General features: G+C 72.1%; 22 protein-coding genes. 14 read left to right on the top strand and 8 right to left on the bottom strand.

The features are described from left to right. Positions 1-90 precede the first annotated feature (90 nt). Entirely contained in the window at positions 91-2,082 is a 1,992-nt protein-coding gene (locus AB0D99_RS11630) for a calcium-binding protein (RefSeq protein ID WP_362359165.1), read from the top strand. 92 nt (positions 2,083-2,174) lie between these two features. Further along, positions 2,175-2,594: an ATP-binding protein gene (locus AB0D99_RS11625; protein ID WP_362359163.1), complete on the top strand. Its 420-nt coding sequence runs from the start codon at positions 2,175-2,177 to the stop codon at positions 2,592-2,594. Positions 2,595-2,624: 30 nt separating this feature from the next. Here AB0D99_RS11625 and AB0D99_RS11620 read toward each other — a convergent pair whose 3' ends face one another. Further along, positions 2,625-3,701, bottom strand: coding sequence for a DUF2637 domain-containing protein (locus AB0D99_RS11620; protein ID WP_362359161.1), 1,077 nt, complete (start codon positions 3,699-3,701; stop codon positions 2,625-2,627). A gap of 205 nt (positions 3,702-3,906) precedes the next feature. Beyond that, on the bottom strand, positions 3,907-4,764 hold the full coding sequence (locus tag AB0D99_RS11615; protein WP_362359159.1) for a (2Fe-2S)-binding protein: 858 nt from the start codon (positions 4,762-4,764) through the stop codon (positions 3,907-3,909). Between the two features lie 183 nt (positions 4,765-4,947). Between AB0D99_RS11615 and AB0D99_RS11610 the strand changes: the two genes are divergently transcribed. Together AB0D99_RS11610 and AB0D99_RS11605 are read left to right on the top strand one after the other, a co-directional pair. Next, positions 4,948-5,811: a GntR family transcriptional regulator gene (locus tag AB0D99_RS11610; RefSeq protein ID WP_362359157.1), complete on the top strand. Its 864-nt coding sequence runs from the start codon at positions 4,948-4,950 to the stop codon at positions 5,809-5,811. 96 nt (positions 5,812-5,907) lie between these two features. Beyond that, the gene (locus AB0D99_RS11605; protein ID WP_362359155.1) at positions 5,908-7,512 is read left to right on the top strand and encodes a WD40 repeat domain-containing protein; all 1,605 of its coding nucleotides are present in this window, start codon (positions 5,908-5,910) and stop codon (positions 7,510-7,512) included. A gap of 7 nt (positions 7,513-7,519) precedes the next feature. On the opposite strand, the gene AB0D99_RS11600 is transcribed toward AB0D99_RS11605, so the two are convergent. Both AB0D99_RS11600 and AB0D99_RS11595 read right to left on the bottom strand, forming a co-directional pair. Continuing rightward, positions 7,520-8,308, bottom strand: coding sequence for a hypothetical protein (locus tag AB0D99_RS11600; protein WP_362359153.1), 789 nt, complete (start codon positions 8,306-8,308; stop codon positions 7,520-7,522). A 433-nt stretch (positions 8,309-8,741) separates the two neighbouring features. Continuing rightward, entirely contained in the window at positions 8,742-10,433 is a 1,692-nt protein-coding gene (locus tag AB0D99_RS11595) for a PucR family transcriptional regulator ligand-binding domain-containing protein (RefSeq protein ID WP_362359151.1), read from the bottom strand. A 308-nt stretch (positions 10,434-10,741) separates the two neighbouring features. On the opposite strand from AB0D99_RS11595, the gene AB0D99_RS11590 reads away from it, so the two are divergent. The 6 genes from AB0D99_RS11590 (at position 10,742) to AB0D99_RS11565 (ending at position 18,850) form a co-directional block, all read left to right on the top strand. Beyond that, the gene (locus AB0D99_RS11590; RefSeq protein ID WP_362359149.1) at positions 10,742-11,632 is read left to right on the top strand and encodes a xanthine dehydrogenase family protein subunit M; all 891 of its coding nucleotides are present in this window, start codon (positions 10,742-10,744) and stop codon (positions 11,630-11,632) included. A 2-nt stretch (positions 11,633-11,634) separates the two neighbouring features. Next, positions 11,635-12,228, top strand: coding sequence for a (2Fe-2S)-binding protein (locus AB0D99_RS11585; RefSeq protein WP_362359147.1), 594 nt, complete (start codon positions 11,635-11,637; stop codon positions 12,226-12,228). Between the two features lie 2 nt (positions 12,229-12,230). After that, positions 12,231-14,633, top strand: coding sequence for a xanthine dehydrogenase subunit D (pucD, locus tag AB0D99_RS11580; protein ID WP_362359145.1), 2,403 nt, complete (start codon positions 12,231-12,233; stop codon positions 14,631-14,633). 299 nt (positions 14,634-14,932) lie between these two features. Beyond that, positions 14,933-16,399, top strand: coding sequence for an NCS2 family permease (locus tag AB0D99_RS11575; protein WP_362359143.1), 1,467 nt, complete (start codon positions 14,933-14,935; stop codon positions 16,397-16,399). Positions 16,400-16,442: 43 nt separating this feature from the next. Then, positions 16,443-17,579, top strand: coding sequence for an XdhC/CoxI family protein (locus tag AB0D99_RS11570; RefSeq protein ID WP_362359141.1), 1,137 nt, complete (start codon positions 16,443-16,445; stop codon positions 17,577-17,579). A 56-nt stretch (positions 17,580-17,635) separates the two neighbouring features. Next, positions 17,636-18,850, top strand: coding sequence for a GNAT family N-acetyltransferase (locus AB0D99_RS11565; RefSeq protein ID WP_362359139.1), 1,215 nt, complete (start codon positions 17,636-17,638; stop codon positions 18,848-18,850). A gap of 130 nt (positions 18,851-18,980) precedes the next feature. Here the strand turns inward: AB0D99_RS11565 and AB0D99_RS11560 are convergent, their stop codons facing one another. Beyond that, entirely contained in the window at positions 18,981-19,589 is a 609-nt protein-coding gene (locus AB0D99_RS11560; protein ID WP_362359137.1) for a TetR/AcrR family transcriptional regulator, read from the bottom strand. 124 nt (positions 19,590-19,713) lie between these two features. Here AB0D99_RS11560 and AB0D99_RS11555 point away from each other — a divergent pair, with 124 nt between their 5' ends. The 4 genes from AB0D99_RS11555 (at position 19,714) to AB0D99_RS11540 (ending at position 23,007) form a co-directional block, all read left to right on the top strand. Continuing rightward, complete coding sequence (locus AB0D99_RS11555; RefSeq protein WP_362359134.1) at positions 19,714-20,859, top strand: acyl-CoA dehydrogenase family protein; 1,146 nt, start codon at positions 19,714-19,716, stop codon at positions 20,857-20,859. Between the two features lie 55 nt (positions 20,860-20,914). Beyond that, entirely contained in the window at positions 20,915-21,676 is a 762-nt protein-coding gene (locus AB0D99_RS11550) for an SDR family NAD(P)-dependent oxidoreductase (RefSeq protein WP_362359132.1), read from the top strand. A gap of 93 nt (positions 21,677-21,769) precedes the next feature. Then, entirely contained in the window at positions 21,770-22,480 is a 711-nt protein-coding gene (locus AB0D99_RS11545; RefSeq protein WP_362359130.1) for a TetR family transcriptional regulator, read from the top strand. 131 nt (positions 22,481-22,611) lie between these two features. Further along, positions 22,612-23,007, top strand: coding sequence for a zinc ribbon domain-containing protein (locus AB0D99_RS11540; protein ID WP_362359128.1), 396 nt, complete (start codon positions 22,612-22,614; stop codon positions 23,005-23,007). A gap of 105 nt (positions 23,008-23,112) precedes the next feature. Here AB0D99_RS11540 and AB0D99_RS11535 read toward each other — a convergent pair whose 3' ends face one another. The 3 genes from AB0D99_RS11535 to AB0D99_RS11525 form a co-directional block, all read right to left on the bottom strand. After that, positions 23,113-24,069 carry an electron transfer flavoprotein subunit alpha/FixB family protein gene (locus AB0D99_RS11535; RefSeq protein WP_362359126.1) on the bottom strand — a complete coding sequence of 319 codons (957 nt, stop codon included), beginning with the start codon at positions 24,067-24,069 and terminating at the stop codon, positions 23,113-23,115. Between the two features lie 33 nt (positions 24,070-24,102). Further along, positions 24,103-24,888 (bottom strand): electron transfer flavoprotein subunit beta/FixA family protein, encoded by a 786-nt coding sequence (locus AB0D99_RS11530; RefSeq protein WP_362359124.1) that lies wholly within the window; start codon positions 24,886-24,888, stop codon positions 24,103-24,105. Positions 24,889-24,916: 28 nt separating this feature from the next. Then, positions 24,917-25,351 (bottom strand): acyl-CoA dehydrogenase family protein (locus AB0D99_RS11525; RefSeq protein ID WP_362359122.1); only part of this gene is annotated, 435 nt, incomplete at its 5' end.

The following is a 25,351-nucleotide window of genomic DNA, read 5'->3' as shown; positions in this document are numbered from 1 at the left end:
TGGGGCGCAGCCCCGTCATGCCGTCCGTCGTGGCCGCCGACACCACAGAAGGCTGTGGGCCCCAGTCACCGACAGACGGAGTACTTCCTCATGTCCCTTCCTTCCCCACGGCGCAGGGCCGCGCGCGCGGCCACGGTCGGCGCCGCGACCCTCGCGCTGCTCATCAGCCTGCCCGGAGCGGCGACCGCGGCCCCGGGTGACCTCGATCCCACCTTCAGCGGCGACGGCAAGGTGATCACGGACACCGCCGCCATCGAGGACAGCCGGGACGTGGTGATCCAGCCGGACGGCAAGATCGTCACGCTCGGCATCGGCTTCGACTTCGACGGCCCCAACGACTTCATCCTGGTGCGCTACAACCCCGACGGCACCCTGGACACCACCTTCGGCGGCGGGGACGGCATCGTCCACACCGACTTCGGCGGCTCCACCGACGACGAGGCCCACGCCCTGACCCTGGCGGGCCCCGGCAAGCTCGTGGCGGTGGGCCGCAGCGACACCGCCGACGGCCGGCCCCAGCTGGCGGCGGCCCGCTACAACGCGGACGGCTCCCTCGACACCACCTTCGACGGCGACGGCAAGGTCGTCACCGGCTTCGGCGACGCCGTCCCGGTCATCGGCCACGCGGTGATGCCGGGTACCGACGGCAGCATCCTCATCGGCGGTTCCTACGACGGCGACGCCATGGTCACCCGGCTGACCGCCACCGGGGGCCTGGACGTCTTCGGCGAGGACAACTCGGGCAAGGCCGTCTTCCCCTTCGCCGGCGGCGACTCGGCGATCCACTCCCTGGCCGTGTACGGCGGCGAGACGATCGTCGCGGGCGGCTCCAGCCCCGCCGGATTCGCGCTGGTGCGCCTCTACATGGAGTTCGGCGGCCGGGACGCGACCTTCGGTGACAACGGCCAGGTGTCGACCCCGTTCGGCAACGCGGTCGAGGGCGTGGAGCTCGCGGCCGGCGGCAGGATCGTCGCGGCCGGGTCCCACGGGACGGGGGTCGGCACCCAGTTCGCGGTGGCCCGGTACGACGGCAACGGAGACCTCGACCCCACCTTCGCCGGGGACGGCACGGTGACCACCGGGTTCGGCGGCAACGGCGCCACCGGCCACGACATGGCGCTCCAGGACGACGACAAGATCGTTGTCGCGGGCGTCGCCAACGGCGACTTCGCCCTCGCCCGGTTCACCACGGCCGGCACCCTGGACGGCGACTTCGGCGGCGGCGACGGCCGGGTGACCACCGACTTCGAGGGCAACTGGGACGAGGGCCGCGCGGTGGCCCTGCAGACCGACGGCAGGATCGTCGTCGCCGGCAACGGCAGCGACAACCACGCGGTGGCCCGCTACTCGGTCACCGGCACGCCCGTGCCGCCCACCGTGGACCTGGCGGTCACCAAGACCGGACCCGCCACCATCAGCATCGGTGACCAGGCCACGTACACCGTCCGGGTCACCAACCGGAGCACCACGACCACCGCCACCGGGGTCACCGTCTCCGACACCCTGACCGGAGCCTCCGGCACCCTCCTGTCGGCCACTCCCGGTCAGGGCGGCCCCTGCACCGTGAACGCCACCACCATGAGCTGCGGCCTGGGCAGCATCGCCCCGGGTGCCTCCGCCACCGTCACGGTGGTCGCCGAACCCCGGGCGACCGGCACCCTGACCGACCGGGTGACGGTGACGGCGGCCGAGGCCGACCCCGTGCCGGGCGACAACACCGCCACCGCGACCACCACGGTGAACAACTCCCGGGGCTGCACGATCATCGGCCGCAGCACCGGCGAGACGCTGACCGGAACCTTCGGCAACGACGTGATCTGCGCGCTCAGCGGCAACGACACCGTCAACGGGGGCGGCGGCAACGACACCGTCCACGCCGGCCCCGGCAACGACGTGGTCAACGGCGGCAACGGCGGCGACCGGCTCATCGGCCAGAGCGGCAACGACCGCCTCAACGGCGACTCCGGCAACGACAACCTCGACACCCGGGACGGTGTCACCGGCAACGACCAGGCGTTCGGGGGCCTCGGCTTCGACACCTGCTCGACCGACGCCGGAGACACCCGCAACAGCTGCCCGTAGGCGCCGCGCCCTTCGGTGACGCTCCGGCATGAATGCGCGACGGCCTGTGGGGCATGCATCCCGTGAGCCTGTTCGAGGAGCGTCGTTCCGATATGTGGGTGGGGGTTATGGCCGGGGAGGCGAGACAGCCGACTCAACTGCTCAGAAAGGTGGGATGCGCGGATCTCACCGCGGTGCCGGAGGTGCGTCACGCGTTACGGGCGATGCTGCGGACATGGGGCGGCCCGGGCGCCTCCGACGTGGCGGAGCTGCTCACCAGTGAGCTGGTCACCAACGCACTGATCCACACGGATCACGGGGCGGTCGTCACCGCCACCGTCGTCCCCGACAGCCTCCGGGTCGAAGTACGCGACTTCGTCCCCGGACTGCCCGAGCCATGGGTACCGATCGCCGACGACGGTACGCACGGACGGGGTCTCGTCCTGGTCCAGGAGCTCGCCGACTCCTGGGGAGTGGAGGACCACGGCGTGGGCAAGGTGGTGTGGTTCGAACTGAACGGCGGGGCCGCCTGACAGCCGGCCCCGCCGTTCGCGCGTCCGGCCTCAGCCGAACTGCTGCTCCAGATCCTTGAGTTTGCGCTCCAGGGAGTCGAGCCGGGGCAGCGCCTGGGTGTCGTCCTCGGCGGTGAGGTCCACCGTCCTGGGCTCAGTACCCTGCACGGCCTGGAGGGAGGGCCGGTGTCGAAGCGGCAGCTGTCCGGGCTCGGCTATGGCGGGCTCCGCGACGGGCGTCCCCACGGACGCCGTCGCGGAGCCCGCCGAACCCACCGATGCCGCGCCGGAGTTCAGCGCCGGCATCTCGACCTGACGGCCGCCGCGGCCGAGCCCGAAGGCCCGGTGCTGCCGGTTGATCGCCCGCAGCCTGGCCCGGTCCAGCTTCTCCTGATCGCGCCTGCGGAGCCGGTTCTGCTGCTTCTCGCGACGGTCCTCGCGGACCTCGTCGACCGCCTCGTCCAGCGTCCGTACGCCTTCGAGCAGCATCAGCGACCAGGCCGCGAAGGTCTCCCTCGGCGCCCTCAGCCACCGCACGATGCGGATCTGCGGAAGCGGGCGGGGCACCAGGCCCTGCTCGCGCAGCGCCGCCCGGCGGGTCTGCTTGAGGGCCCGGTCGAAGAGGACCGCCGCCGAGAGGGACATGCCGGCGAAGAACTGCGGGGCGCCCGCGTGGCCCAGGCCCCGGGGAGCGTGGACCCAGTTGAACCAGGCCGCCGCGCCCGCGAACGTCCACACGAGAAGGCGCGAGCCGAGCGCCGCGTCGCCGTGGCTGGCCTCGCGGACCGCGAGGACCGAGCAGAACATCGCCGCCCCGTCGAGCCCGAACGGGACGAGGTACTCCCAGCCGCCGGTGAGGTTGAGGTTCTGCCGGCCGAAGCCGACGAGCCCGTGGAAGGAGAGTGCGGCGGCGACGGCCGCACAGCAGAAGAGCAGGACGTAGGAGGCCGTTCCGTAGATCGCTTCCTTGCGTCTGCGGCGTTCCTCGCTGCGCTCCCAGGAGTCCTCGGCCGCGGCCTGGTCACCGGCGCGCTTGCCGCGCGCGAGCACCGCCACCGCCGTCAGGACTCCGGCCACCATCACGCCACCCGGAAGCAGCCAGTCCAGCGATATGTCGGTCAGTCTCATGCGGTGTCCCTTGCATCGCGGTAGGGCCTTTCGGCCGCCCATATTGGCCGACCTCGGGAGGCCCACGAGGGGTTTCGCGGCAAGAGCACGCCATTGGGACCGGAGGGCATACGAATAGGTGCCATCTGGTCGAACGGCCGCACGGGCAAAGGGAGTTGCGTTCGAGCGACGTCACCCGTACGGGTGGCGTATTCCCACGGGAGTGTCAGGCGGTCGCCGCGAGCCGGCGGACCCGCTCGGCGTCACAGGTGCGCGGGCACGTCAGACAGGTGTCCTCGGGGCGCAGGGTGTAGAAGAAGCAGCAGGTGGCGCGGTCCCGAGTCGAACGGGTCGCCCCGTCGGCGTCCACCGAACCGGCGAGCTCGCGGAAGCCGGCGGAGCCCGCGTACGGCTTGGCCGTGCCGGGCATCAGCAGCTCCAGCTCGCGCATCCCCCGCTCCTCCTCGCCGAGCAGCGCCGCGATGTACCAGAGCCCCTCGACGATCTCGTCCGTGGCCATGCCCCACAGCGCCCGCCTTCCGCGCCGCATCCGCGACCCGAAGCCGGCCAGGACGGCCTCGAAGTGCTCGGCCAGCGAGTCCCGGACCTCGGCGCGCAGCGCCTCCTCGTCCGGGACGACCCGGGCGCCGGGCAGGGTGGCGGCGGGATCGCCCGGCAGGCAGGCGAACTCCTCGACGCGGACGGTCATCCTGCCGAGGGCCCGCTGGAAGGCGACGTTCCTGACGGGCATCCGGGGGACCCGGCGGTGCAGGAACCAGGGGACCGTGACCAGGAGGCAGGCCGGCCAGGCGTACCGGTGCAGTCCGAAACTGGCGACCACGTCGGGGCGGGCCTGCTGACCGTAGTCGCGGAGCACCTGGGCGTTGTCCCAGGCGAGGAAGGCGTCGAGGGCGGCGCCCCCGGCCGCCAGTTCCTCCGCGCCGACCCAGCCGCCGCCCCTGGGAGCCTGCTCGGCCTGGTCCAGCTCCTCTATCCGCAGGCCGGAGAACACCTCGCCGAGGCGGGCGTAGGAAGCCGCGACGGGCGAGGTGAAAGGGGCGGGGAGCAGAGCGGGGACGGCCATAGGGGACCACCGAATCGCGATCGTTAGCAGGTTAGCCTTACCTTACCCGACGCGATCGAAGTTTGCCCCTACCGTCCGGCGGGCAAGCCCTGAACCCCCCGATGCGGTCCTGTCTCGCATATGGTGCACAGGGGGCACCGGTATCGCGAGCCGGGCCCGGCACGACCCCGCAGGAGGACCCGGGTGGAGCAGGGCAGAGCGCGCGAGCGGGCGCTTGAGGAGCCGTACCCTCCGCTCGACGGCGCCGCACGGGTGCCCGGACAGGCACGCGGCGGCGTCTCGGAACAGGCGCGCGGCGCCGTACCCGGCCAGGCGCGGGGCGGCAGGGACGTACCCCCGGCGCACCCCTCGGAGACCCTTTCCGCGCCCTCACGCGGCGAGCACACCCACAGCGAGCCGCCCGCGCCCGGGCTCGCCCCGCGTCCCGTCCGCCGCCACTCCGTGCGTGGGCAGATCCTCCAAGCCCTGCGCACGTCCCTCGTCTCCGGCGAACTGGTCCCCGGCGAGGTGTACTCCGCCCCCGTCCTCGCCGAACGCTTCGGGGTCTCGGCGACCCCCGTGCGCGAGGCCATGCAGCAGCTGGCGACCGAGGGCGCCGTCGAGGTGGTGCCGAACCGCGGCTTCCGCGTCACCCGGCGCACCCCGCGCGAACTCGCCGAACTCGCCGAGGTCCGCGCGCTCATCGAGATCCCGGTCATGCTCCGCCTGGCCCGTACCGTCCCGGCCGCCCGCTGGTCCGAGCTCCGCCCGCTCGCCGAGGCCACCTCGGCCGCCGCCGCCCGCGGCGACCGCGCCCACTACGCCGAGACCGACCGCGCCTTCCACCGCGCCGTCCTCTCCCTGGCCGGAAACGAACAGCTCCTCGTCATCGCCGACGACCTCCACCGCCGCTCCCAGTGGCCCCTGATGAGCGCTCCGGCGACCCGCCACGGCGAACTGGTCGCGGACGCGGCGGAACACACCGCCCTCCTCGACGCCCTCATCGCCCAGGACCTCACCGTCGTGCAGTCACTCGTACGGGAGCACTTCACCGGATCGCAGGGCTGACGACTAAGGTCGTTGCCGTCAGCCCGCTCGCACAGCGCCGTCCGTGAGGTGTCCCATGCCGTCCGCGACTCCGTCCCCGGCACGGGGACGGCGCACGTGACCGGATCCGTCCGCGGGGAGCGCCCCGCCGCCGGTACGGAAGCCCAGGCGACGGCCCTGCTCGGCTGGCTCACCGCCCCGGACGCGCCCCGGCTCTGTCTGGTCACCGGTGGTCCCCGCCGCGGCAAGTCCGCGCTCCTCGCCTGGTTCGCCGCGCACGGCGGCCGGCCCGGCGCCCGCCGTCGGCGATCGACCCGCGAACTGATCCCGCTCGCCGGACAGAGCACGCTCGGTACGGCCTGGACGATCGCGAACCGGCTCGGCGTCGTGGCGAGGACACCCGGCGAACTGGTCCAGGTCCTCGCCACCACCGAGGCGCGCCGCGCGGTCCTCGTCCTGACGGACCTGCACGAGGCTGCGGAGCCGGAGGGAATCGCCGAACTCTTCGGAGAGCTGTCCGAGTTGGGCCGGATCCGGCTCGCCGTGGAGGTGCGCGCGGACACCCCCGCCCACAGCCTCCTCGCCGCGCGCCGCGCCACGGTGGTGGAGGTGTCCGAGCCCGCCGAGGCGGACGGTGCCCCCGCGCGGGGGGCCGGCCGGACGGCGGAGCGGTTCGCGCGCCCGCCGGTCGATCTCGCCGATCCCCGCGCCGTGTGCGCGGCCGATCCGCTGCTCGTGACCACCGGATACACGGGCGGTTCCGGCGACGACCGCGGTGGTCTGCGCTCCGCCTGGCTCCGCGCCGGACAGTCCCTCTGCCGCGACCAGGAGCCCGCGGGCCGGGCGCTGGTGCTGCTCGGCGCGCTCGGCGACGGCGCCGACCCCCGTCTCCGTCCCGCGCTTCGGGACCTCGCCGCGGACGCCGCGTGGCGGGTCCGGTGGACCCGGGTCCGGGGAGATCTGACGCCTCCGTGGCCGGGGCCCGTCACGGCGCTCGGGACGATCGGCGACCGCCTCCTCGTCGCGGGCCCGACAGACGCCGTGCACCTGCTGCGCACCTCCGACGGGACCCCCGCCGGCCAGACCTTCGCCAGCCCGGCCCGCCGGATCAAGACGCTCGCGCCCGCGCCGGACGGGACCCTCCTGCTCCTCGACGAACGCGGCCGACTGCACACGGTGCGCGGGCTGCCCGGACCGCGCCCGCCCTACCTGGAGCGGCTGACCGCGGCCGTCGCGGCCACCCTCACCCGACATCCGGGCACGGCGCTGGCGGCGATCAGCGGATCCGTGGTCGTGGGCGACCGGCTCGGGTCCGTGCATGCCTTCGGGCTGACGGGCATTCACCAGGCCGCGCTGCACAGCGGCCGGGTCACGGCTGTCACCGCTGTCGAGGCACCGCCCACCCCCTTCCTGTGCAGCGGGGGCCTCGACGGCACGGTCCGGCTCTGGACCCCCGGCCAGGACCCGCACCCCGAGCCCCTGGTCGAACGCCCGTGCCCGGTGGTGGCGTTGCACGCGGCCCCGACGGCCGACGGCCCCTCGCTCGCGATCGCCTGGGCCGACGGCCTGATCGAGCTCCACCACCTCGACACGAAGGAGCGCCTGACCTTCCGCCCGGGCCCGCCCGTCCGTGCGGTGGTGATCGCTCCGGACGGGGGACTGGTCGCGGGGATGGACGAGGCGCTCCTGCGCCTGGACGAGGGGACGCGTCAGCGGATGTGATGCTCCGTCATGTCGCGATCTGGGGAGCGAGTTGGGCCGAGAGCCAGGTGGGCACTCCGCCCAGGAGGCGGAAGAGCCGGCCCGCCTCGGCCCGCAGTCGGCCCGCCTCCGGCTCCGTCTCGGTGGCCGCGAGGGAGGTCAGGGCGGGAGCCGTGCCCACCAGGAACCCGAGCTCCTCGCGGATCCTCAGTGACTCCGCGAAGCCCCGTCTCGCCTCCGCCAACTCGCCCTCACGCAGGGCGATTCCGGCCAGATGTCGCCAGGTGGAGGAGAGAAGGAAGGTGTCCCCGCGGTCCGTCGCACCCGCGTGTGCGCGCCGGAACGCGGCCCGGGCGGCGTCGGGCGAGTCGCCGAGGTTCTGGGCGATCAGCCCGCGCCGGAAGTCCAGCAGCGGACGCCCTTCTGCCGAGGGGTTGATCAGCGCGGCCGCCCGGCCCAGCGCCGCGGTGGCCTCGTCGGCCCTGTCCCGTACGCCGAGCAGCGTCGACGCGTAGGCGAGATAGCCGCGTTCGCATGCCGCGGCCCCGCGCTCCTCGTCGCTCTGGGCGACCGCCTCGGCCGCCCGCAGGGCCTCCTCCGCCTCGGCCCAGCCCTTCTCGGTGTACAGGCAGCGCTCGATCAGCAGGGCCGCCCGTTCCAGGGCCGCCGCGGGTTCCGCCGCACGCGGCGCGAGCAGAGCGGCCGCGTCCGTCCAACAGCCGCGTGAGCGGAGCCGCCATATGGCGGTCTCCATGGGCGTCCTCCCGCCGAAGGCAGGGGACGGATCGTCGCCACCCGTCGTTTCGGAACCAGACATGGCGGTGTCCGCCACATTGCCCTCCCCGAGCGCGCCATTGAGCTGTTGAGTCAGGCCCGCATCTCAACACGAACGGGTGGGCCGGGCCAAGAGGTCAGGTGAATGAATTCACAAGAGCCGTGCGGGTACCGGTATACGGACGGCGGCGCCCGGTCGCGCCCCGTGACCGATCCGACGGGACCGGGCTCCGTCGGCCCCCACGACCGCGTCCGCACGGGCACCGTCGCCGACCAGGGGCGTCACCTTCGGAACCGTCAGTTCCCCGATTCCCCCGAAGAGATGAATCTCGCCGAACCGCTCGACCACGTTGGGCCGGGCGGGTGGTCCTCGGGCGGCCTCCGCCAAGCGGGGGATTTCCGCCCCGGAGAACGGAGCGGGTCGGGAGGGTCCCTTCCGGAACCCTCCCGACCCGCGATCCAGGGTCCTCCGCGCCCTACGACATCCGCAGCGCCAGGAAGAAGTCGAGCTTGTCCTCCAGACGCGACAGGTCGCGGCCGGTCAGTTGCTCGATCCGGCCCACCCGGTAGCGCAGGGTGTTCACATGCAGGTGGAGCCGGGTCGCGCAGCGGGTCCAGGAGCCGTCGCAGTCGAGGAACGCCTCCAGCGTGGGGATGAGCTCGGCGCGGTGGCGGCGGTCGTAGTCGCGCAGCGGATCGAGCAGCCGGGCCGTGAAGGCGCGGCGGACGTCGTCCGGGACGAACGGGAGGAGCAGGACGTGGGAGGCCAGCTCGTGGTGGCCCGCGGCGCACACGCGGCCCGGGCGGGCGGCGGCGACCCGCCGGGCGTGGCGGGCCTCCTCCAGGGCGCCGCGCAGCCCCTCGGCCGAGTGCACGGCCGCGCTGACGCCCAGGGTGAGGCGGCCGTCGTCGGCGAGACCGGACGACAGCGGGTCGCGCACCGCCGCGAGCAGCGCGTCGGCGTGCAGCCCGATGCTGGTGGTGCCCTCGTCCTCGCTGTCCGGCAGCGGCCCGGCGGGCAGCGGGACCAGCGCGATGGCCTCGTCGCCGTGGTGGGCGACGGCGATCCGGTCGGCGGAGTCGGCTCCCACGGTCGCGGGGTCGACGAGGATCTCCTCCAGGAGGGCCTGGGCCACCGGACCGGTCTCCACGGCGGCCGTCCCGCCCTCGGTGTCCCACTCGACCCGGGCGACGACGACCTGCCAGTGGGGGGCGGTCCCCAGGCCCGGAAGCAGCACCGGGGCGGCGACCCGCAGCCGTGCGGCGATCTCGGCCGGCGCGGCGCCCGTCTGGACCAGCTCCAGGACCTCCTGCGCGAGCCGGCGCCGTACCGTGCGCGCCGCGTCCCGCCGGTCCCGCTCGACGGCGATCAGCTGGGTGACGCCCTGGAGCAGGTCCAGCCGGGCGGCCGGCCAGTCGCCCGCGTCGGCCTCGACGGCGAGCAGCCAGTCGGACAGGACGGTCTCCCGGACGTCCCTGGAGGCGGGAGGGGCCCCGCGCCCGGTGTTGCGGATAGGGAAGAGCGAGTACGTGGATCCGGCGGCGCTCAGCCGGTGCGGCCCGCGTCGGCCGGTCCGGGTGGCGGCCAGGTGCTCGCCGGCCAGCGTGGCCGCGAGACCGGCGTCCAGGGGCTCGCCCGCTCCCGCGATCTGGCGGCCGGTGGGGGAGAGGACCCAGGCCCGGAGGTCGAGGTCGGAGCCGAGGAGATCGAGGACGACCTCGGGCCCGCCGCCCGCCGGGCCGGAGGTCATCAGCCGCCGGTGACGGTCCACGACCGCCGCCAGGTCGCCGGCCCGCTCCCCGGACACCTGTCGAACAACATGTTCGGTGATCGTCGCGAATGCAACGGACTCGTTCACCGCGAAGAGCGGCAGCCGATGGCGCAAACACGCCTGCACGAGATCGTCGGGGATGTCACCGAGCTCCGCCTCGCCGGCGGCCAGCGCCGCCACCCCGGCGGACGCCAGGATCCGGACGAAGGGCTCGGCGTCCTCCGGCTCCCGCAGCCAGGCGAGGCCGGTGAGGACCAGCTCCCCGCCGGACAGGTACCGGCTGGGGTCCTTCAGGTCCGTCGTCATCACGCCGCGGACGGTGCGGTCCAGCTCGTCCTCACCACCGAGCAGGCGCAGCCCCAGCGCGTCGGTTTCCAGCAGTGCGCGCAGCCGCATCTCGTCGCCGCCGTTCCTTTTCGTCAGTCACTCGTCTGTCGCGTTGTCGTCGGCGGCTGGTGCCACCGTTTCCAGGGGAAAACGGCGAGGTTACTGAGCCCCGCCTTTCGTTCGAATCTACAAGACGAACCGGGACACCAGCCAACTCCTTCATGTTTTCGGTGACTGCACCCCAGCCAGCCGGGCTTGTGTACTAGGCCACACATCGCGTTAACAGCACGTGAACATGAATTCGAAGTCGAGGGCCGGTCATCCCCAGGCCCAGTAGACCGACCCCCGATCACTAGAAGCACAAGAAGAGAGCCACCATGGACTTCCTTCGCCCCGCCAGCTGGGAGGAGGCGCTCGCCGCCAAGGCAGAGCACCCCACAGCCGTGCCCATCGCCGGTGGTACCGACATCATGGTCGAGATCAACTTCGACCACCGGCGTCCCGAGTACCTCCTGGACCTGAACCGCATCGAGCTGCTGCGCGAGTGGGAGGTCGGCGAGGAGAACGTCCGCCTCGGCGCGTCCGTTCCGTACACCCAGATCATGGAGAACCTGCGGGCCGAGCTGCCCGGTCTGGCGCTGGCCTCGCACACCGTGGCGTCCCCGCAGATCCGTAACCGCGGTGGTGTCGGCGGCAACCTGGGCACCGCGTCGCCGGCCGGTGACGCGCACCCCGCGCTGCTCGCGGCGGGTGCCGAGGTCGAGGTCGAGTCGGTGCGCGGCAGCCGGTTCATCCCGATCGACGCGTTCTACACGGGTGTGAAGCGCAACGCGCTGGAGCCCGACGAGCTCATCAAGACCGTCCACATCAAGAAGGCGGACGGTCCCCAGCAGTACTCCAAGGTCGGCACGCGCAACGCGATGGTCATCGCGGTCTGCGCCTTCGGCCTGGCGCTCCACCCGGAGACCCGCACGGTCCGTACCGGTATCGGTTCGGCCGCGCCGACCCCGATCCGCGCCAAGGAGGCCGAGGCGTTCTTGAACTCGGCTCTGGAGGAGGGCGGTTTCTGGGAAAGCGGGAAGATCATCACCCCGTCGATCGCCAAGCAGTTCGCGGACCTGTGCTCCGGGGCCGCGAACCCGATCGACGACGTCCGTGGCACCGCCAAGTACCGCCGCCACGCCGTCGGCATCATGGCCCGCCGTCAGCTCGGCTGGACCTGGGAGCAGTACCGCGGCACCGGCCGCTCGCTTGAGGGAGCTGCATAACCATGCGCGTCAATTTCACGGTCAACGGTCGTCCGCAGGAAGCCGACGACGTCTGGGAGGGTGAGTCCCTCCTCTACGTTCTGCGTGAGCGGATGGGCCTTCCCGGCTCCAAGAACGCCTGCGAGCAGGGCGAGTGCGGTTCCTGCACGGTCCGTCTGGACGGCGTGCCGGTCTGCTCCTGTCTGGTCGCCGCCGGCCAGGTCGAGGGCCGCGAGGTCGTCACCGTCGAGGGTCTGGCGGACTACTCCCAGCACCGCGACGACGCCCACCCCGGCGGTGCCTGCGGCACCGGCGGCTGCGGCACCAGCCTCGACTCGGCGAAGAAGTGGCAGGCCAAGCCGGCCGACTCGCAGACCGGTGAGGGCGTCCAGCTCTCCCCGATCCAGCAGGCGTTCATCGACGCGGGCGCCGTCCAGTGCGGCTTCTGCACCCCCGGTCTCCTGATCGCGGCCGACGAGCTCCTGGAGCGCCAGAGCGACCCGTCCGACCAGGACATCCGTGAGGCCCTCTCCGGCAACCTCTGCCGGTGCACGGGTTACGAGAAGATCCTCGACGCGGTCCGCCTGGCGGCCGCCCGTCAGGGAGAGGCGGTCTGACGATGGCTCAGAACACGCGCACCGCTCCGGCGGGCACACCGACCAACGTCACCCAGAACCACACCAAGGGCGGCATCGGCGAGTCCACGCTCCGCCCCGACGGCACCCTCAAGGTCACCGGTGAGTTCGCGTACTCCTCGGACATGTGGCACGAGGACATGCTGTGGGGCCAGACGCTCCGCTCCACCGTCGCGCACGCCGAGATCGTCTCCATCGACATCTCCGAGGCGCTCGCGATGGGCGGCGTGTACGCCGTCCTCACGTACGACGACCTGCCGGCCGAGATGAAGAACTACGGCCTGGAGATCCAGGACACCCCCGTCCTGGCCAACGGCCGGGTACGCCACCACGGCGAGCCGGTGGCCCTGATCGCCGCCGACCACCCGGAGACCGCGCGCCGCGCGGCCGCCAAGGTCAAGATCGAGTACCGGGAGCTGCCGCTCGTCACCGACGAGGCCTCCGCCCTCGCCGAGGACGCCCCGCTGATCCACGAGGGCCGCGACGACCACCACTCCGGTCACGTCCCGCACCCGAACATCGTGCACCGCCAGCCGATCATCCGCGGCGACGCGGACGAGGCCGCCAAGCGGGCCGACGTCATCGTCACGGGCGAGTACACCTTCGGCATGCAGGACCAGGCCTTCCTCGGCCCGGAGTCCGGCCTCGCCGTGCCCGCCGAGGACGGCGGTGTCGACCTGTACGTCGCCACCCAGTGGCTGCACTCGGACCTCAAGCAGATCGCCCCCGTCCTCGGCCTGCCCGAGGAGAAGGTGCGCATGACGCTCTCCGGCGTCGGCGGTGCCTTCGGCGGTCGCGAGGACATCTCGATGCAGATCCACGCCTGCTTGCTGGCGCTGCGCACCGGCAAGCCCGTCAAGATCGTCTACAACCGCTTCGAGTCCTTCTTCGGCCACGTCCACCGCCACCCGGCGAAGCTCTGGTACGAGCACGGGGCCACGAAGGACGGCAAGATCACGCACATGAAGTGCCGGATCGTGCTGGACGGCGGCGCCTACGCCTCGGCCTCCCCGGCCGTCGTCGGCAACGCCTCCTCCCTCTCCGTCGGCCCGTACGTCATCGACGACGTCGAGATCGAGGCGGTCGCGCTCTACACCAACAACCCGCCCTGTGGCGCGATGCGCGGTTTCGGCGCGGTCCAGGCGTGCTTCGCCTACGAGGCGCAGATGGACAAGCTCGCGGCGAAGCTGGGCATGGACCCGGTGGAGTTCCGCCAGCTGAACGCCATGGAGCAGGGCACGATCATGCCGACCGGCCAGGTCGTGGACTCGCCGGCCCCGGTCGCCGAGCTGCTGCGCCGGGTCAAGGCCCGCCCGATGCCGCCGGAGCAGCAGTGGCTCGCCGCCGGTGAGCAGGCGGACGTCCGCGCGCTGCCGGGCGGTCTGTCCAACACCACGCACGGTGAGGGCGTCGTCCGCGGCGTCGGCTACGCGGTCGGCATCAAGAACGTCGGCTTCTCCGAGGGCTTCGACGACTACTCGACCGCACGTGTGCGCATCGAGGTCATCAACGGCGAGCCGGTCGCGATGGTCCACACGGCCATGGCGGAGGTCGGCCAGGGCGGTGTCACCGTCCACGCGCAGATCGCCCGCACGGAGCTGGGCGTCACCCAGGTGACGATCCACCCGGCCGACACCCAGGTCGGTTCCGCCGGCTCGACGTCCGCCTCCCGGCAGACGTACATGACCGGTGGCGCGGTGAAGAACACCTGCGAGAAGGTGCGCGAGGCCGTCCTGGAGATCGGCCGCCGCAAGTTCGGCTCGTACCACCCCGCGTGGGCGACCGCCGAGCTGCTGCTGGAGAACGGCAAGGTCGTCACCGACGGCGGCGAGGTCCTGGCGGACCTGGCGGACGTCCTGGAAGACGAGGCCGTCGACCAGGAGCACGAGTTCCGGCACCGCCCGACCGTCGCGTTCGACCTGCGCACCGGCCAGGGTGACGGACACGTCCAGTACACCTTCGCAGCGCACCGCGCGGTGGTGGAGGTGGACACCGAGCTCGGCCTCGTCAAGGTCATCGAGCTCGCGACCGCCCAGGACGTCGGCAAGGCGCTCAACATGCTCTCCGTGGTCGGCCAGATCCAGGGTGGTACCACCCAGGGCCTGGGCGTCGCGGTGATGGAAGAGATCATCGTGGACCCGAAGACCGCGAAGGTGCGCAACCCCTCCTTCACGGACTACCTGATCCCGACGATCCTCGACACGCCGACCATCCCGGTCGACGTACTCGAACTGGCCGACCCCAACGCGCCGTACGGCCTGCGGGGACTCGGCGAGGCCCCGACCCTGTCGTCCACCCCGGCCGTCCTCGCGGCGATCCGGAACGCGACGGGCCTGGAGCTCAACAAGACGCCGGTCCGCCCCGAGGCGCTCACCGGCACCCTGTAGGACTCTCCGGGCGGTGTGTGCCTCCCAGGAACGTCACACTTCCCCGCCCGCACCGCCCGGAGCGCCCCCCGGTATCACCGCTCAGCGATACCACCGGCAGTACCAGCACCACCGAGTAACAACAGCAACACCAGCACCATCGAGCAGTACCGAGCAGCACCAGATCGACCCTGATTCATCCAAGTTCGTCTCGGGCCGTCCCCCGGGTCGTGCAGCCCACGCAGCATCCCAAATCCCGCAGCTTCTCTGACGTCCCACGTCTTATGCGGGTGCCCCTTTGAACCTTGGGAGTAGGCCCCATGACCCAGTCGTCAGTGGAGCCCAAGACCGCCTCGGAGGACGCGGGCTCCGGCTCGAACGTCCCCGCCGGCCGCTCTTGGCTCGACCGGTACTTTCACATCTCGGAGAGAGGATCCACCGTCGCGACGGAGATCCGCGGCGGCGTCACCACCTTCATGGCGATGGCGTACATTCTCCTGCTCAACCCCCTGATCCTCGGCGGCAAGGATGTGGACGGCAACGTCCTCAGCCAGCCCGCACTCATCACCGCGACCGCCCTCGCCGCTGCCGCGACCACTCTGCTGATGGGCTTCTGGGGCAAGGTCCCGCTCGCCCTGGCGGCCGGTCTCAGCGTCTCGGGCGTCCTGTCCTCGCAGGTCATCTCCGTCATGACCTGGCCGCAGGCCATGGCCATGTGTGTGGCCTACGGTGTGGTGATCTGTCTCCTGGTGGTCACCGGCCTCCGTGAGATGATCATGAACGCGATCCCGCTGGCGATCAAGCACGCGATCACCATCGGCATCGGTCTCTTCATCGCGCTGATCGGCTTCGTCAAGGCCGGCTTCGTCCACGAGAACCCCTCGCCCGGCGGTGGCCCGGTCGTCCTCGGCCCGGCCGGTGAGCTGGCCGGCTGGCCGGTCCTGATCTTCGCCTTCACCCTGCTGCTGATCTTCGCGCTCCAGGCCCGCAACGTGCCCGGCGCCATCCTGATCGGCATCGTGGCGGGCACGGTCATCGCCGCCATCGTCAACGCCGTCGGCGACCTGCCGGCCAAGTCCTGGTTCGCCGGCCCGCCGGAGCTCAGCGGCAGCGCCGTCTCCATGCCGGACTTCTCGCTCATCGGCGAAGTGTCCTTCAGCGGCTGGGGCGACGTCGGCTACATCACGATCACCATGATCGTCTTCACCCTGGTCCTTGCCGGCTTCTTCGACGCCATGGCCACGATCATCGGTGTCGGCTCCGAGGCCAAGCTCGCCGACTCCCAGGGCCGGATGCCCGGCCTGTCCAAGGCGCTGTTCATCGACGGTGCCGGCGGTGTCATCGGCGGCGGCGTCGGCGGCTCCGGCCAGACCGTCTTCGTCGAGTCGGCGACCGGCGTCGGCGAGGGCGCCCGTACGGGCCTGTCCTCCGTCGTCACGGGCGCGTTCTTCGCGGCCTGCCTCTTCTTCACCCCGATCACCGCGATCGTGCCGGCCGAGGTCGCCTCCGCGGCCCTGGTCGTCATCGGCGCGATGATGATGCAGAACGCCAAGCACGTCGACTGGAGCGACCGCTCCGTAGCGATCCCGGTGTTCCTCACCGTGGTCCTGATGCCGTTCACGTACACCATCACCACGGGTGTCGCGGCCGGTGTCATCTCCTACGCCGTCATCAAGACGGCTCAGGGCAAGGCACGCGAAGTGGGCGCCTTCATGTGGGGCCTGACCGCGATCTTCATCGTGTTCTTCGCGATCCATCCGATCGAGAGCTGGCTGGGCGTCAGCTGACGCCCTTGACGTCGCCCTCCACACACGTATCGAGGAGTTCGAGATGCTGGACATCGCCGAAGAGCTGCACCGGTGGGTCGAGCAGGGACGCGAGTTCGCCGTCGCCACCGTCGTGGCGGTCGGCGGGAGCGCGCCCCGGCAGCCGGGTGCCGCCCTCGCCGTCGACAGCGACGGCACGGCGATCGGCTCGGTGTCCGGCGGATGTGTGGAGGGCGCGGTCTACGAGCTGTGCCAACAGGCCCTCGAAGACGGCGAGACCGTCGTCGAGCGCTTCGGGTACAGCGACGAGGACGCCTTCGCCGTGGGTCTGACCTGCGGCGGAGTCATCGACATCCTCGTCACCCCGGTCCGCGGCGGGGTCTTCCCCGCCGCTCTGGCCGCCGCTGTCTCGGGAGAGGCGGCGGCCCTCGCCAGGATCGTCGATGGCCCCACCGACCTCAGGGGCCGGGCGCTCCTCGTCCACCCCGACGGGACGTACGAGGGCGGCCTCGGCGGCCACCCCGAGCTGGACCGCACCGCGGCCGGCGAGGCCCTGGCGATGCTGGACGCGGGCCGCACCGGCACCGTCGAGATCGGCGAGGACGGCAGCCGCTGCGGGCAGCCGCTCACCCTCCTCGTCGAGTCCTCCGTCCCGGCCCCCCGCATGATCGTCTTCGGTGCCATCGACTTCGCCTCCGCCCTCGTCCGGGTCGGCAAGTTCCTCGGCTACCACGTCACCGTCTGCGACGCCCGGCCCGTCTTCGCGACGCCGGCGCGCTTCCCCGAGGCCGACGAGATCGTCGTCGACTGGCCGCACCGCTACCTGGAGTCGACCGAGGTCGACGGGCGGACCGTGCTGTGCGTCCTGACGCACGACGCCAAGTTCGACGTCCCGCTCCTCGAAGCGGCCCTGAAGCTTCCCGTCGCCTACGTCGGCGCGATGGGCTCCCGCCGCACCCACGAGGACCGCAACAAGCGGCTGCGCGAGGTCGGCGTCTCCGACCTCGAACTGGCCCGCCTGCGCTCCCCGATAGGGCTCGACCTCGGCGCCCGCACCCCGGAGGAGACGGCCCTGTCCATCGCCGCCGAGATCGTCGCCAACCGCCGCGGCGGCTCCGGCACCTCCCTCACCGGTGCGCACACCCCGATCCACCACGACGGACCGCGCGCCCCCGACGGCCGGATAGGGTCCGTCGCCTGACCGGCGGGCACGCCTGACGTCGAGCACCGGCGCGGTCGAGCGCTAGGGTCCGGATCATGGACATTCGTGACGTACCCGAAGGCCATCTCGACCGCGCCCTCGACCTCGCGTACCTCGTCTTCCACGAGCGTCCCGGGGAGGAACGGCGCAAGCACCACCGCGAACTGCTCCTCCCGTGCGAGCGCGTCGGCGCGTACGAGGGCGAGATGCTCGTCGGCTTCGTCGCCGCACACCGCTTCACGCTCTCCGTGCCCGGCGGCGAGCTGCCCTGCCCCGGGCTCACCTTCGTCTCCGTCGCGCCCACCCACCGGCGCCGAGGGGTGCTCTCCGCGCTCCTCGCCGAGCTCTTCCGCCGCTGCGCCGGGCGTGGTGAGCCGATCGCCGCGCTCTGGGCGTCCGAGGACGCCATCTACGGCCGGTTCGGCTTCGGCCCCGCCACCCAGGGCGTCACCGTCGAGATCGACTCACGGCGCCCGCTCGCCCTGCGGATCGACCCCGACGAGCGCCCGCTGCGGCTGATCGACCCGGCCGACGCGCCCGCCGCCGTCGGGCCCTACTTCGAGGCCACGCGCGCCCTGCGAGCCGGCCGGACCGCGCGGGACGAGGAACGCTGGACCGGGGAGTGGCTGGCCGACGAGGACGAGGACGACGACGAGCTCTCCCCGCCCCGGATCGTCGCCCTCGGCGACCCCCTGGCCGGGTACGCCGTCTACCGCACCAAGGGCGAGAACGAGGAGACCCACGCACCCGGCCTGGTGCGGGTCGACGAGCTGGAGGCCGACACCCCCGCCGCCGCGGCCGCGCTCTGGCGCTACCTCGCCTCGATCGACCTGACCGGCACCGTCCGCGCCTGGGGCAGGCCGCTCGACGACCCGCTGCTGCTCTTCGCCGGCGACCGCGACCAGGTGCGGGTGACGGGGCAGTTCCCCGCGCTGTGGGTGCGACTCGTCGATGTCCGCGAGGCGCTGGAGGCCCGTTCCTGGGCCGCCGCGGCGGACCTCGTCCTGGAGGTGCACGACAGCCGCCTCCCCGCCAACTCCGGACGCTTCCGTCTCACGGCCGGACCCGGGCACGCGCGATACGAGCCGACCGAGGACCCGGCCGAACTCTCCATCGGCGTACAGGATCTGAGCGCCTGTTATCTCGGCGGTACGCGTGTCACGGACCTGGTCGCCGCCGGCCTGGTCGAGGAGCACCTCCCGGGCGCGGCCGCCATGCTCGACACGGCGCTGCGGACTCCGCGGCTGCCGCACACAGGCGACGAGTTCTAGGAGATTCCGGACCCGGGCGCGCGGCTCCGCCCCCCGGTGGCGTCCGGGACGGACGGCGCGATGTGAGCGCACCACCGCCGCGGACCGTGACCGGCGAGCGGGAGCCGGCTCGGCCGTCCGCCCGGGTTCCTCAGCTCTTGCGCAGCCCGTTCAGCAGGAGCTCGGCCAGCTGTCCGTACGCCTCGGCGTCCGCCAGCCCGGTGGTGGCGGCGACCTGCCGCTGCTGGATGCGGACCATGACCGAGGCGATGACATCGGCCGCGAAGGTCACGTGCACCTCACGGAAGACACCCGCGCGCACGCCCTCCTCGATCAGCTGCTGCACCCGGCCCGCCGCCGCGCGGGTGTTGCGCTCGTAGACCTCCGCCGCGGGCTCGAAGGCGGCCACGTCGTCGAAGAAGCGGGGAGAGACCGGGGCCAGCTCCGCCGCGACCGCCCGCAGATAGGCGGCCAGTCGCTCCGCGGGCTCCTGCTCCGCCGCGAGAACGGCCTCGACACGGGTGGTCGCGCGCCGGAAGAAGTGGACCACGGCCGCGCGGACCAGCTGTTCCTTGCTGTCCGCCAGGCCGTAGAGCGTGCGCTTGGAGCAGCGCAACCGGGCTGCCAGATCGTCCAGGGTCAGCTGGGCGAAGCCCTCGCCGACCAGGAGGGCCACGAGCTCCTCGAACAGCGCGGACCGGCGGGCCGCGCCGCGGCCCGTCAGCTTCGGGGCGGCGCCGGCGGCTGAGGTGTCGATCACCCGAACAGTATGCCGGTCGACCCGTTCGGGGGGTTACGGCGGAACCCTTCTGCGCTACTCTCAACGGTACTGCCGTACCGCCCGCAGTACCGTTACAGCGGTACTGAGTGTCACTGGAGTCGCCATGGATGTCGACCGCCTGCTTCCCACCCCCGAAGCGGCGGACCTCATCGCCCTCACGCGGGAGATCGCCGACAAGGAGCTCTCCCCCCGCGTGGACGAGCACGAGGCCGCCGAGACGTACCCGGAAGGTCTGTTCACCACCCTGGGCGACGCCGGGCTGCTCGGCCTCGCGTATCCCGAGGAGTTCGGCGGCGGAGGCCAGCCGTACGAGGTGTACCTCCAGGTCCTGGAGGAGCTGGCGGCCCGCTGGGCGGCCGTCGCGGTCGCCACCAGCGTCCACACGCTCGCCTGCCACCCGCTGCACACCTTCGGCACCGCGGAGCAGAAGGAGCGCTGGCTGCCCGCGATGCTCGCCGGCGAGACCGTCGGCGGCTACAGCCTCTCCGAGCCGCAGGCCGGCTCCGACGCGGCCGCCCTCGCCTGCAAGGCCGAGCGGACCGACGACGGCACCGCGTACCGCGTCACCGGCAACAAGGCATGGATCACCCACGGCGGCAAGGCCGGCTTCTACGCCCTCTTCGCCCGCACCGCGCCGGGCAGCCACGGCATCTCCTGCTTCCTCGCCCCCGGCGAGACCGAGGGCCTCAGCTTCGGCAAGCCCGAGCGGAAGATGGGCCTCCAGGCGGTCCCGACCACCTCCGCCCACTGGGACGGCGCCCTGCTCGACGCCGACCGGCTCATCGGCGACGAGGGGCAGGGCCTGCAGATCGCCTTCAGCGCGCTCGACTGCGGCCGGCTCGGCATCGCCGCCTGCGCCACGGGCCTGGCGCAGGCCGCCCTGGAAGCCGCCGTCGCGTACGCCAACGAGCGCACCACCTTCGGCCGGAAGATCATCGACCACCAGGGGCTCGGCTTCCTGCTCGCCGACATGGCCGCCGCCGTCGACTCCGCCCGCGCCACCTACCTCGACGCGGCCCGCCGACGTGACCTCGGCCGCCCCTTCAGCCGCCAGGCCAGCGCCGCCAAGCTGATCGCGACCGACACCGCCATGAAGGTGACCACGGACGCCGTCCAGGTCCTCGGCGGGTATGGCTACACCCGTGACTTCCCGGCGGAGCGCTACATGCGCGAAGCCAAGATCATGCAGATCTTCGAGGGGACGAACCAGATCCAGCGGCTGGTCATCAGCCGTCAGCTCGTCCGCTGACCCCTCCCGCCCCGCCCGTCCTTCCCGACGTCGCCCCCTTCGTACGAGGAGTTCCATGGACATCGCCGGCTCCGCCGCGCTCGTCACCGGCGCCGCATCCGGCCTGGGTGCCGCCACCGCCGCCGCCCTGGCCGCCCGCGGCGCCACCGTCTACGGCCTGGACCTGGACAAGGCCGTAGACGCCGCGGGGCCCCGGCCCGACGGCGTCACCCTGCTCGCCGCCGACGTCACCGAGGAGGGCCCCGTCCGCGAGGCGCTCGCCCGGATCGAGGCCGACGGCGCCGAACTGCGGCTCGCCGTCAACTGCGCGGGCATCGCCCCCTCCGCCCGCATCCTGGGCCGCAAGGGTCCGCACGACCTCGACCTGTTCCGCACGGTCCTGAACGTCAACCTGCTGGGGACGTTCAACGTGATGCGCCTGGCGGCCGAGGCCATCTCCCGCCGGGAGCCCGACGAGAACGGCCAGCGCGGCCTCGTGGTCAACACCGCCTCGATCGCCGCCTTCGAGGGCCAGGTCGGCCAGATCGCGTACGCCGCCTCCAAGGCCGGCGTCGCCGGTATGACCGTCACGGCCGCCCGCGACCTCGCCCAGTTCGGCATCCGGGTCGTCACCATCGCCCCCGGGATCGTCGACACCCCGATGATGGCCGGGTTCAGCGAGGAGATCAGGGCCGGGCTCGGCGCCGGCGTCACCTTCCCGCAGCGTCTCGCCCGTCCCGAGGAGTACGCCAGGCTCGTCACCATGGTGGCCGAGCACGACTACCTCAACGGCGAGACCATCCGGATGGACGGCGCCCTGCGCATGGCGGCCCGCTGACCGGACCCCTCCGACCTGCGACATAGCACTTGGTGCCAGCTGAGGCTGGCACCAAGTGCCGCGCTTTCGACCCCCGGATGTTAGGTTCGGGCCATGGGAACTGCGTCGACGAACACCACCAAGCCCACGATGCGGGACTCCCTCATCGCCGCGGCCTTCCAGCTCTTCCTGGAGCGGGGGTACGAGCAGACCACCGTGGACGACATCGTCACCCTCGCGGGGGTCGGCCGGCGGTCCTTCTTCCGGTACTTCCCGTCCAAGGAGGACGTGGTCTTCCCCGACCACGAGCAGAGCCTCGCCGACATGACCGAGTTCCTCGCGGCGAGCGCGGACACCGACGACCCGCTGGTCAGGATCTGTGACGCCACCCGCCTCGTCATGCGGATGTACGCCGAGAACCCGACCTTCTCCGTGCAGCGTTACCGCCTCACCCGCGAGGTGACGGGCCTGCGGACGTACGAGCTGTCGGTCGTCTGGCGGTACGAGAAGACGCTCGGCGACTACCTCCGCACCCGCTGGGCCGATCGCCGGGACGGGACCCTGCGGGCCAACGTCGTCGCCGCCTCCGTGGTCGCCGCCCACAACCACGCCCTGCGCCACTGGCTGCGCTCGGGTGGCGAGGGCGACCCGCTGGCCGAGGTGGACCGGGCCCTGGAGTTCGTCCGCGACACCTGGAGCGGGGGCGGTGAGGGCGGCGGCGTCCAGGGCGAGGAGGCCGAGGACGTCGTCGTGGTGATCACCAAGCGGTCCACGCCGATGTGGCGCGTGGTGCGCGAGGTGGAGTCGAGCCTCGGCGAGAGGTGAGAAGCGCGTCAGGGATCTCAGTATCTCCAATTGAGGGAACTGAGGTCTCCTGAGGTCTTTATTTGATGGCACTCAGTGCCATATCTTGGCTCCATGCACGGTTGAGCCGCCGAGTGCAAGGAGAACGCATCGTGTTCCACACCGGATCCACGGGACTGAGGACCGGGAGCGCCGCCGTCCGGACCGAGGAATCGGCCGCAGACGCCGAGCTCTACTACCAGCTCTGCCGCTGGTGCCAGACCACCACCTTCCAGCGCCTGCTCTGTCCGACCTGCGGGTCGACCGATCTCGCGCCCGAACGCAGCGAGGGCGAGGGCGTGATCACCGTGCGCCGCGGGTTCACGGCGGCCGACGCCGACCTGTGGCCGGTGCACATGGCCGAGGGCTTCGTCGTCCGCTGCCGGGTCGACGGACCGCCGCACGCGGTGCGCCCCGGAGTCCGGGTCAGGCTCGCCGCCCGCTCGGCGGTGGCGGGGCAGCCGGTCGTCCGGCTCTGCGAGGAGGTTCCGCTCGACGGCTGGATCTGAGCGGACACGACGAGAGGTCCCGGCCGGATCCGAGCCGGACACGACGGAAGCGGCCCGATGGCACAGAGTGCCATCGGGCCGCTTCCGTCAGCGGGGGACCGGCCCCTACCGCGCGCCGATCTCGTCCGTCAGCTGCGGCAGGACCTCGAAGAGGTCGCCGACCACGCCGTAGTCGACGAGGTCGAAGATCGGGGCCTCGGCGTCCTTGTTGACGGCCACGATGGTCTTCGACGTCTGCATGCCGGCCCGGTGCTGGATCGCGCCGGAGATGCCCGCCGCGATGTACAGCTGCGGCGAGACCTGCTTGCCCGTCTGGCCGACCTGGTTGGAGTGCGGGTACCAGCCGGCGTCCACCGCGGCGCGGGAGGCGCCGACGGCCGCGCCGAGGGAGTCGGCGAGCTTCTCGACGACCTCGAAGCCCTCGGCCGCGCCGACACCACGGCCGCCGGAGACCACGATCGCGGACTCGGTCAGCTCGGGACGGCCGGTGGAGACGCGCGGGGTGCGCGAGACGACCTTGGCCGCGTTGCCGGTGAAGGCGACGGTGACGTTCTCGACCGTGCCGGCGGCCGGGGCGGCCTCGGGCGCGGCGGAGTTGGGCTTGACCGTGATGACCGGGACGCCGTGCGACACGGTGGACTTCACCTGGTACGAGGCGGCGAAGACGGACTGGGTGGCGACGGGGCCGTTCTCGCCGGCCTCCAGCTCCACGGCGTCGGTGATCAGACCGGAGCCGAGGCGCAGGGCCACGCGGGCGGCGACCTCCTTGCCCTCGCCGGACGAGGTCACCAGGACGGCGGCGACGCCCTTGTCCTTGGCGATCTGGGTGAGCGCGTCGACCTTGGGCACGACGAGCTGGTCGGTGAACTCGGCGCCGTCCGCGACGTACACGGTCGCGGCGCCGTACTCGCCGGCGGTCGCGGCGATCGACGCCGCGGCCTCGCCGGCGCCGAGCACGACGGCCGTCGGCTCGCCGATCCGGCGGGCCAGGGTGAGCAGTTCGAGCGCCGGCTTGCGGACCGCACCGTCGGCGTGGTCCACGAGAACCAGGATCTCAGCCATGATTCCTTGCTCCTGAACGATAGTGACGGTGGATCAGATGAACTTCTGGGCGGACAGGAACGCGGCGAGCTGCTTGCCGCCGTCGCCCTCGTCCGTGACGATCGTGCCCGCGGTGCGGGCCGGGCGGGCCGCCACCGACTCGACCAGGGTCCACGACCCGGCCAGACCGACCTCGTCGGCGTCGATGTCGAGGTCGTCCAGGTCCAGCTCCTCGACCGGCTTCTTCTTGGCCGCCATGATCCCCTTGAAGGAGGGGTAACGGGCCTCGCCGGACTGGTCGGTGACCGAGACGACGGCCGGCAGCGGGGCCTCGAGCAGCTCGGTGGCGGCGTCGCCGTCCCGACGGCCCTTCACGAGGCCGTCCTCCACGGAGACCTCGGAGAGCAGGGTGACCTGCGGGAGGCCGAGGCGCTCGGCCAGCAGCGCCGGCAGCACGCCCATGGTGCCGTCGGTCGACGCCATGCCGCAGATGACCAGGTCGAAGCCGGTCTTCTCCAGGGCCTTGGCGACGATCGCGGAGGTGCCGATGACGTCGGTGCCGTGGATGTCGTCGTCGTTGACGTGGACGGCCTTGTCGGCGCCCATCGACAGCGCCTTGCGCAGCGCGTCCTTGGCGTCGTCCGGGCCGACCGTGATGACGGTGACCTCGGCGTCGTCGGACTCCTCGGAGATGCGCAGCGCCTGCTCGACCGCGTACTCGTCCAGCTCCGACAGCAGGCCGTCCACCTCGTCGCGGTCGACCGTCAGGTCGTCGGCGAAACCGCGGTCGCCGGTCGCGTCGGGTACGTACTTCACACAGACAGCGATCCTCAGGGTCACGGCCTGGCTCCTTTCAAGTGACAGACGATTACGGGAGGTTGCGGGCCATGACGATGCGCTGGACCTGGTTGGTGCCCTCGTAGATCTGGGTGATCTTGGCGTCGCGCATCATGCGCTCGACGGGGTAGTCGCGGGTGTAGCCGTAGCCGCCGAGGAGCTGGACGGCGTCGGTGGTGACCTCCATGGCGACGTCGGAGGCGAAGCACTTGGCGGCGGCGCCGAAGAAGGTGAGGTCGCCGTCGACGCGTTCCGACTTGGCCGCGGCGGCGTAGGTGAGCTGGCGGGCGGCTTCGAGCTTCATGGCCATGTCGGCGAGCATGAACTGCACGCCCTGGAAGTCGGCGATCGGCTTGCCGAACTGCTTGCGTTCGGTGACGTAGCCCTTGGCGTAGTCGAGGGCGCCCTGGGCGATGCCGATGGCCTGGGCGGCGATGGTGATGCGGGTGTGGTCGAGGGTCTTCAT

The organism is Streptomyces sp. NPDC047971, assembly GCF_040653355.1.
Classification (GTDB): Bacteria; Actinomycetota; Actinomycetes; order Streptomycetales; family Streptomycetaceae; genus Streptomyces.
This window is presented reverse-complemented; position numbering and strand designations above follow the sequence as displayed.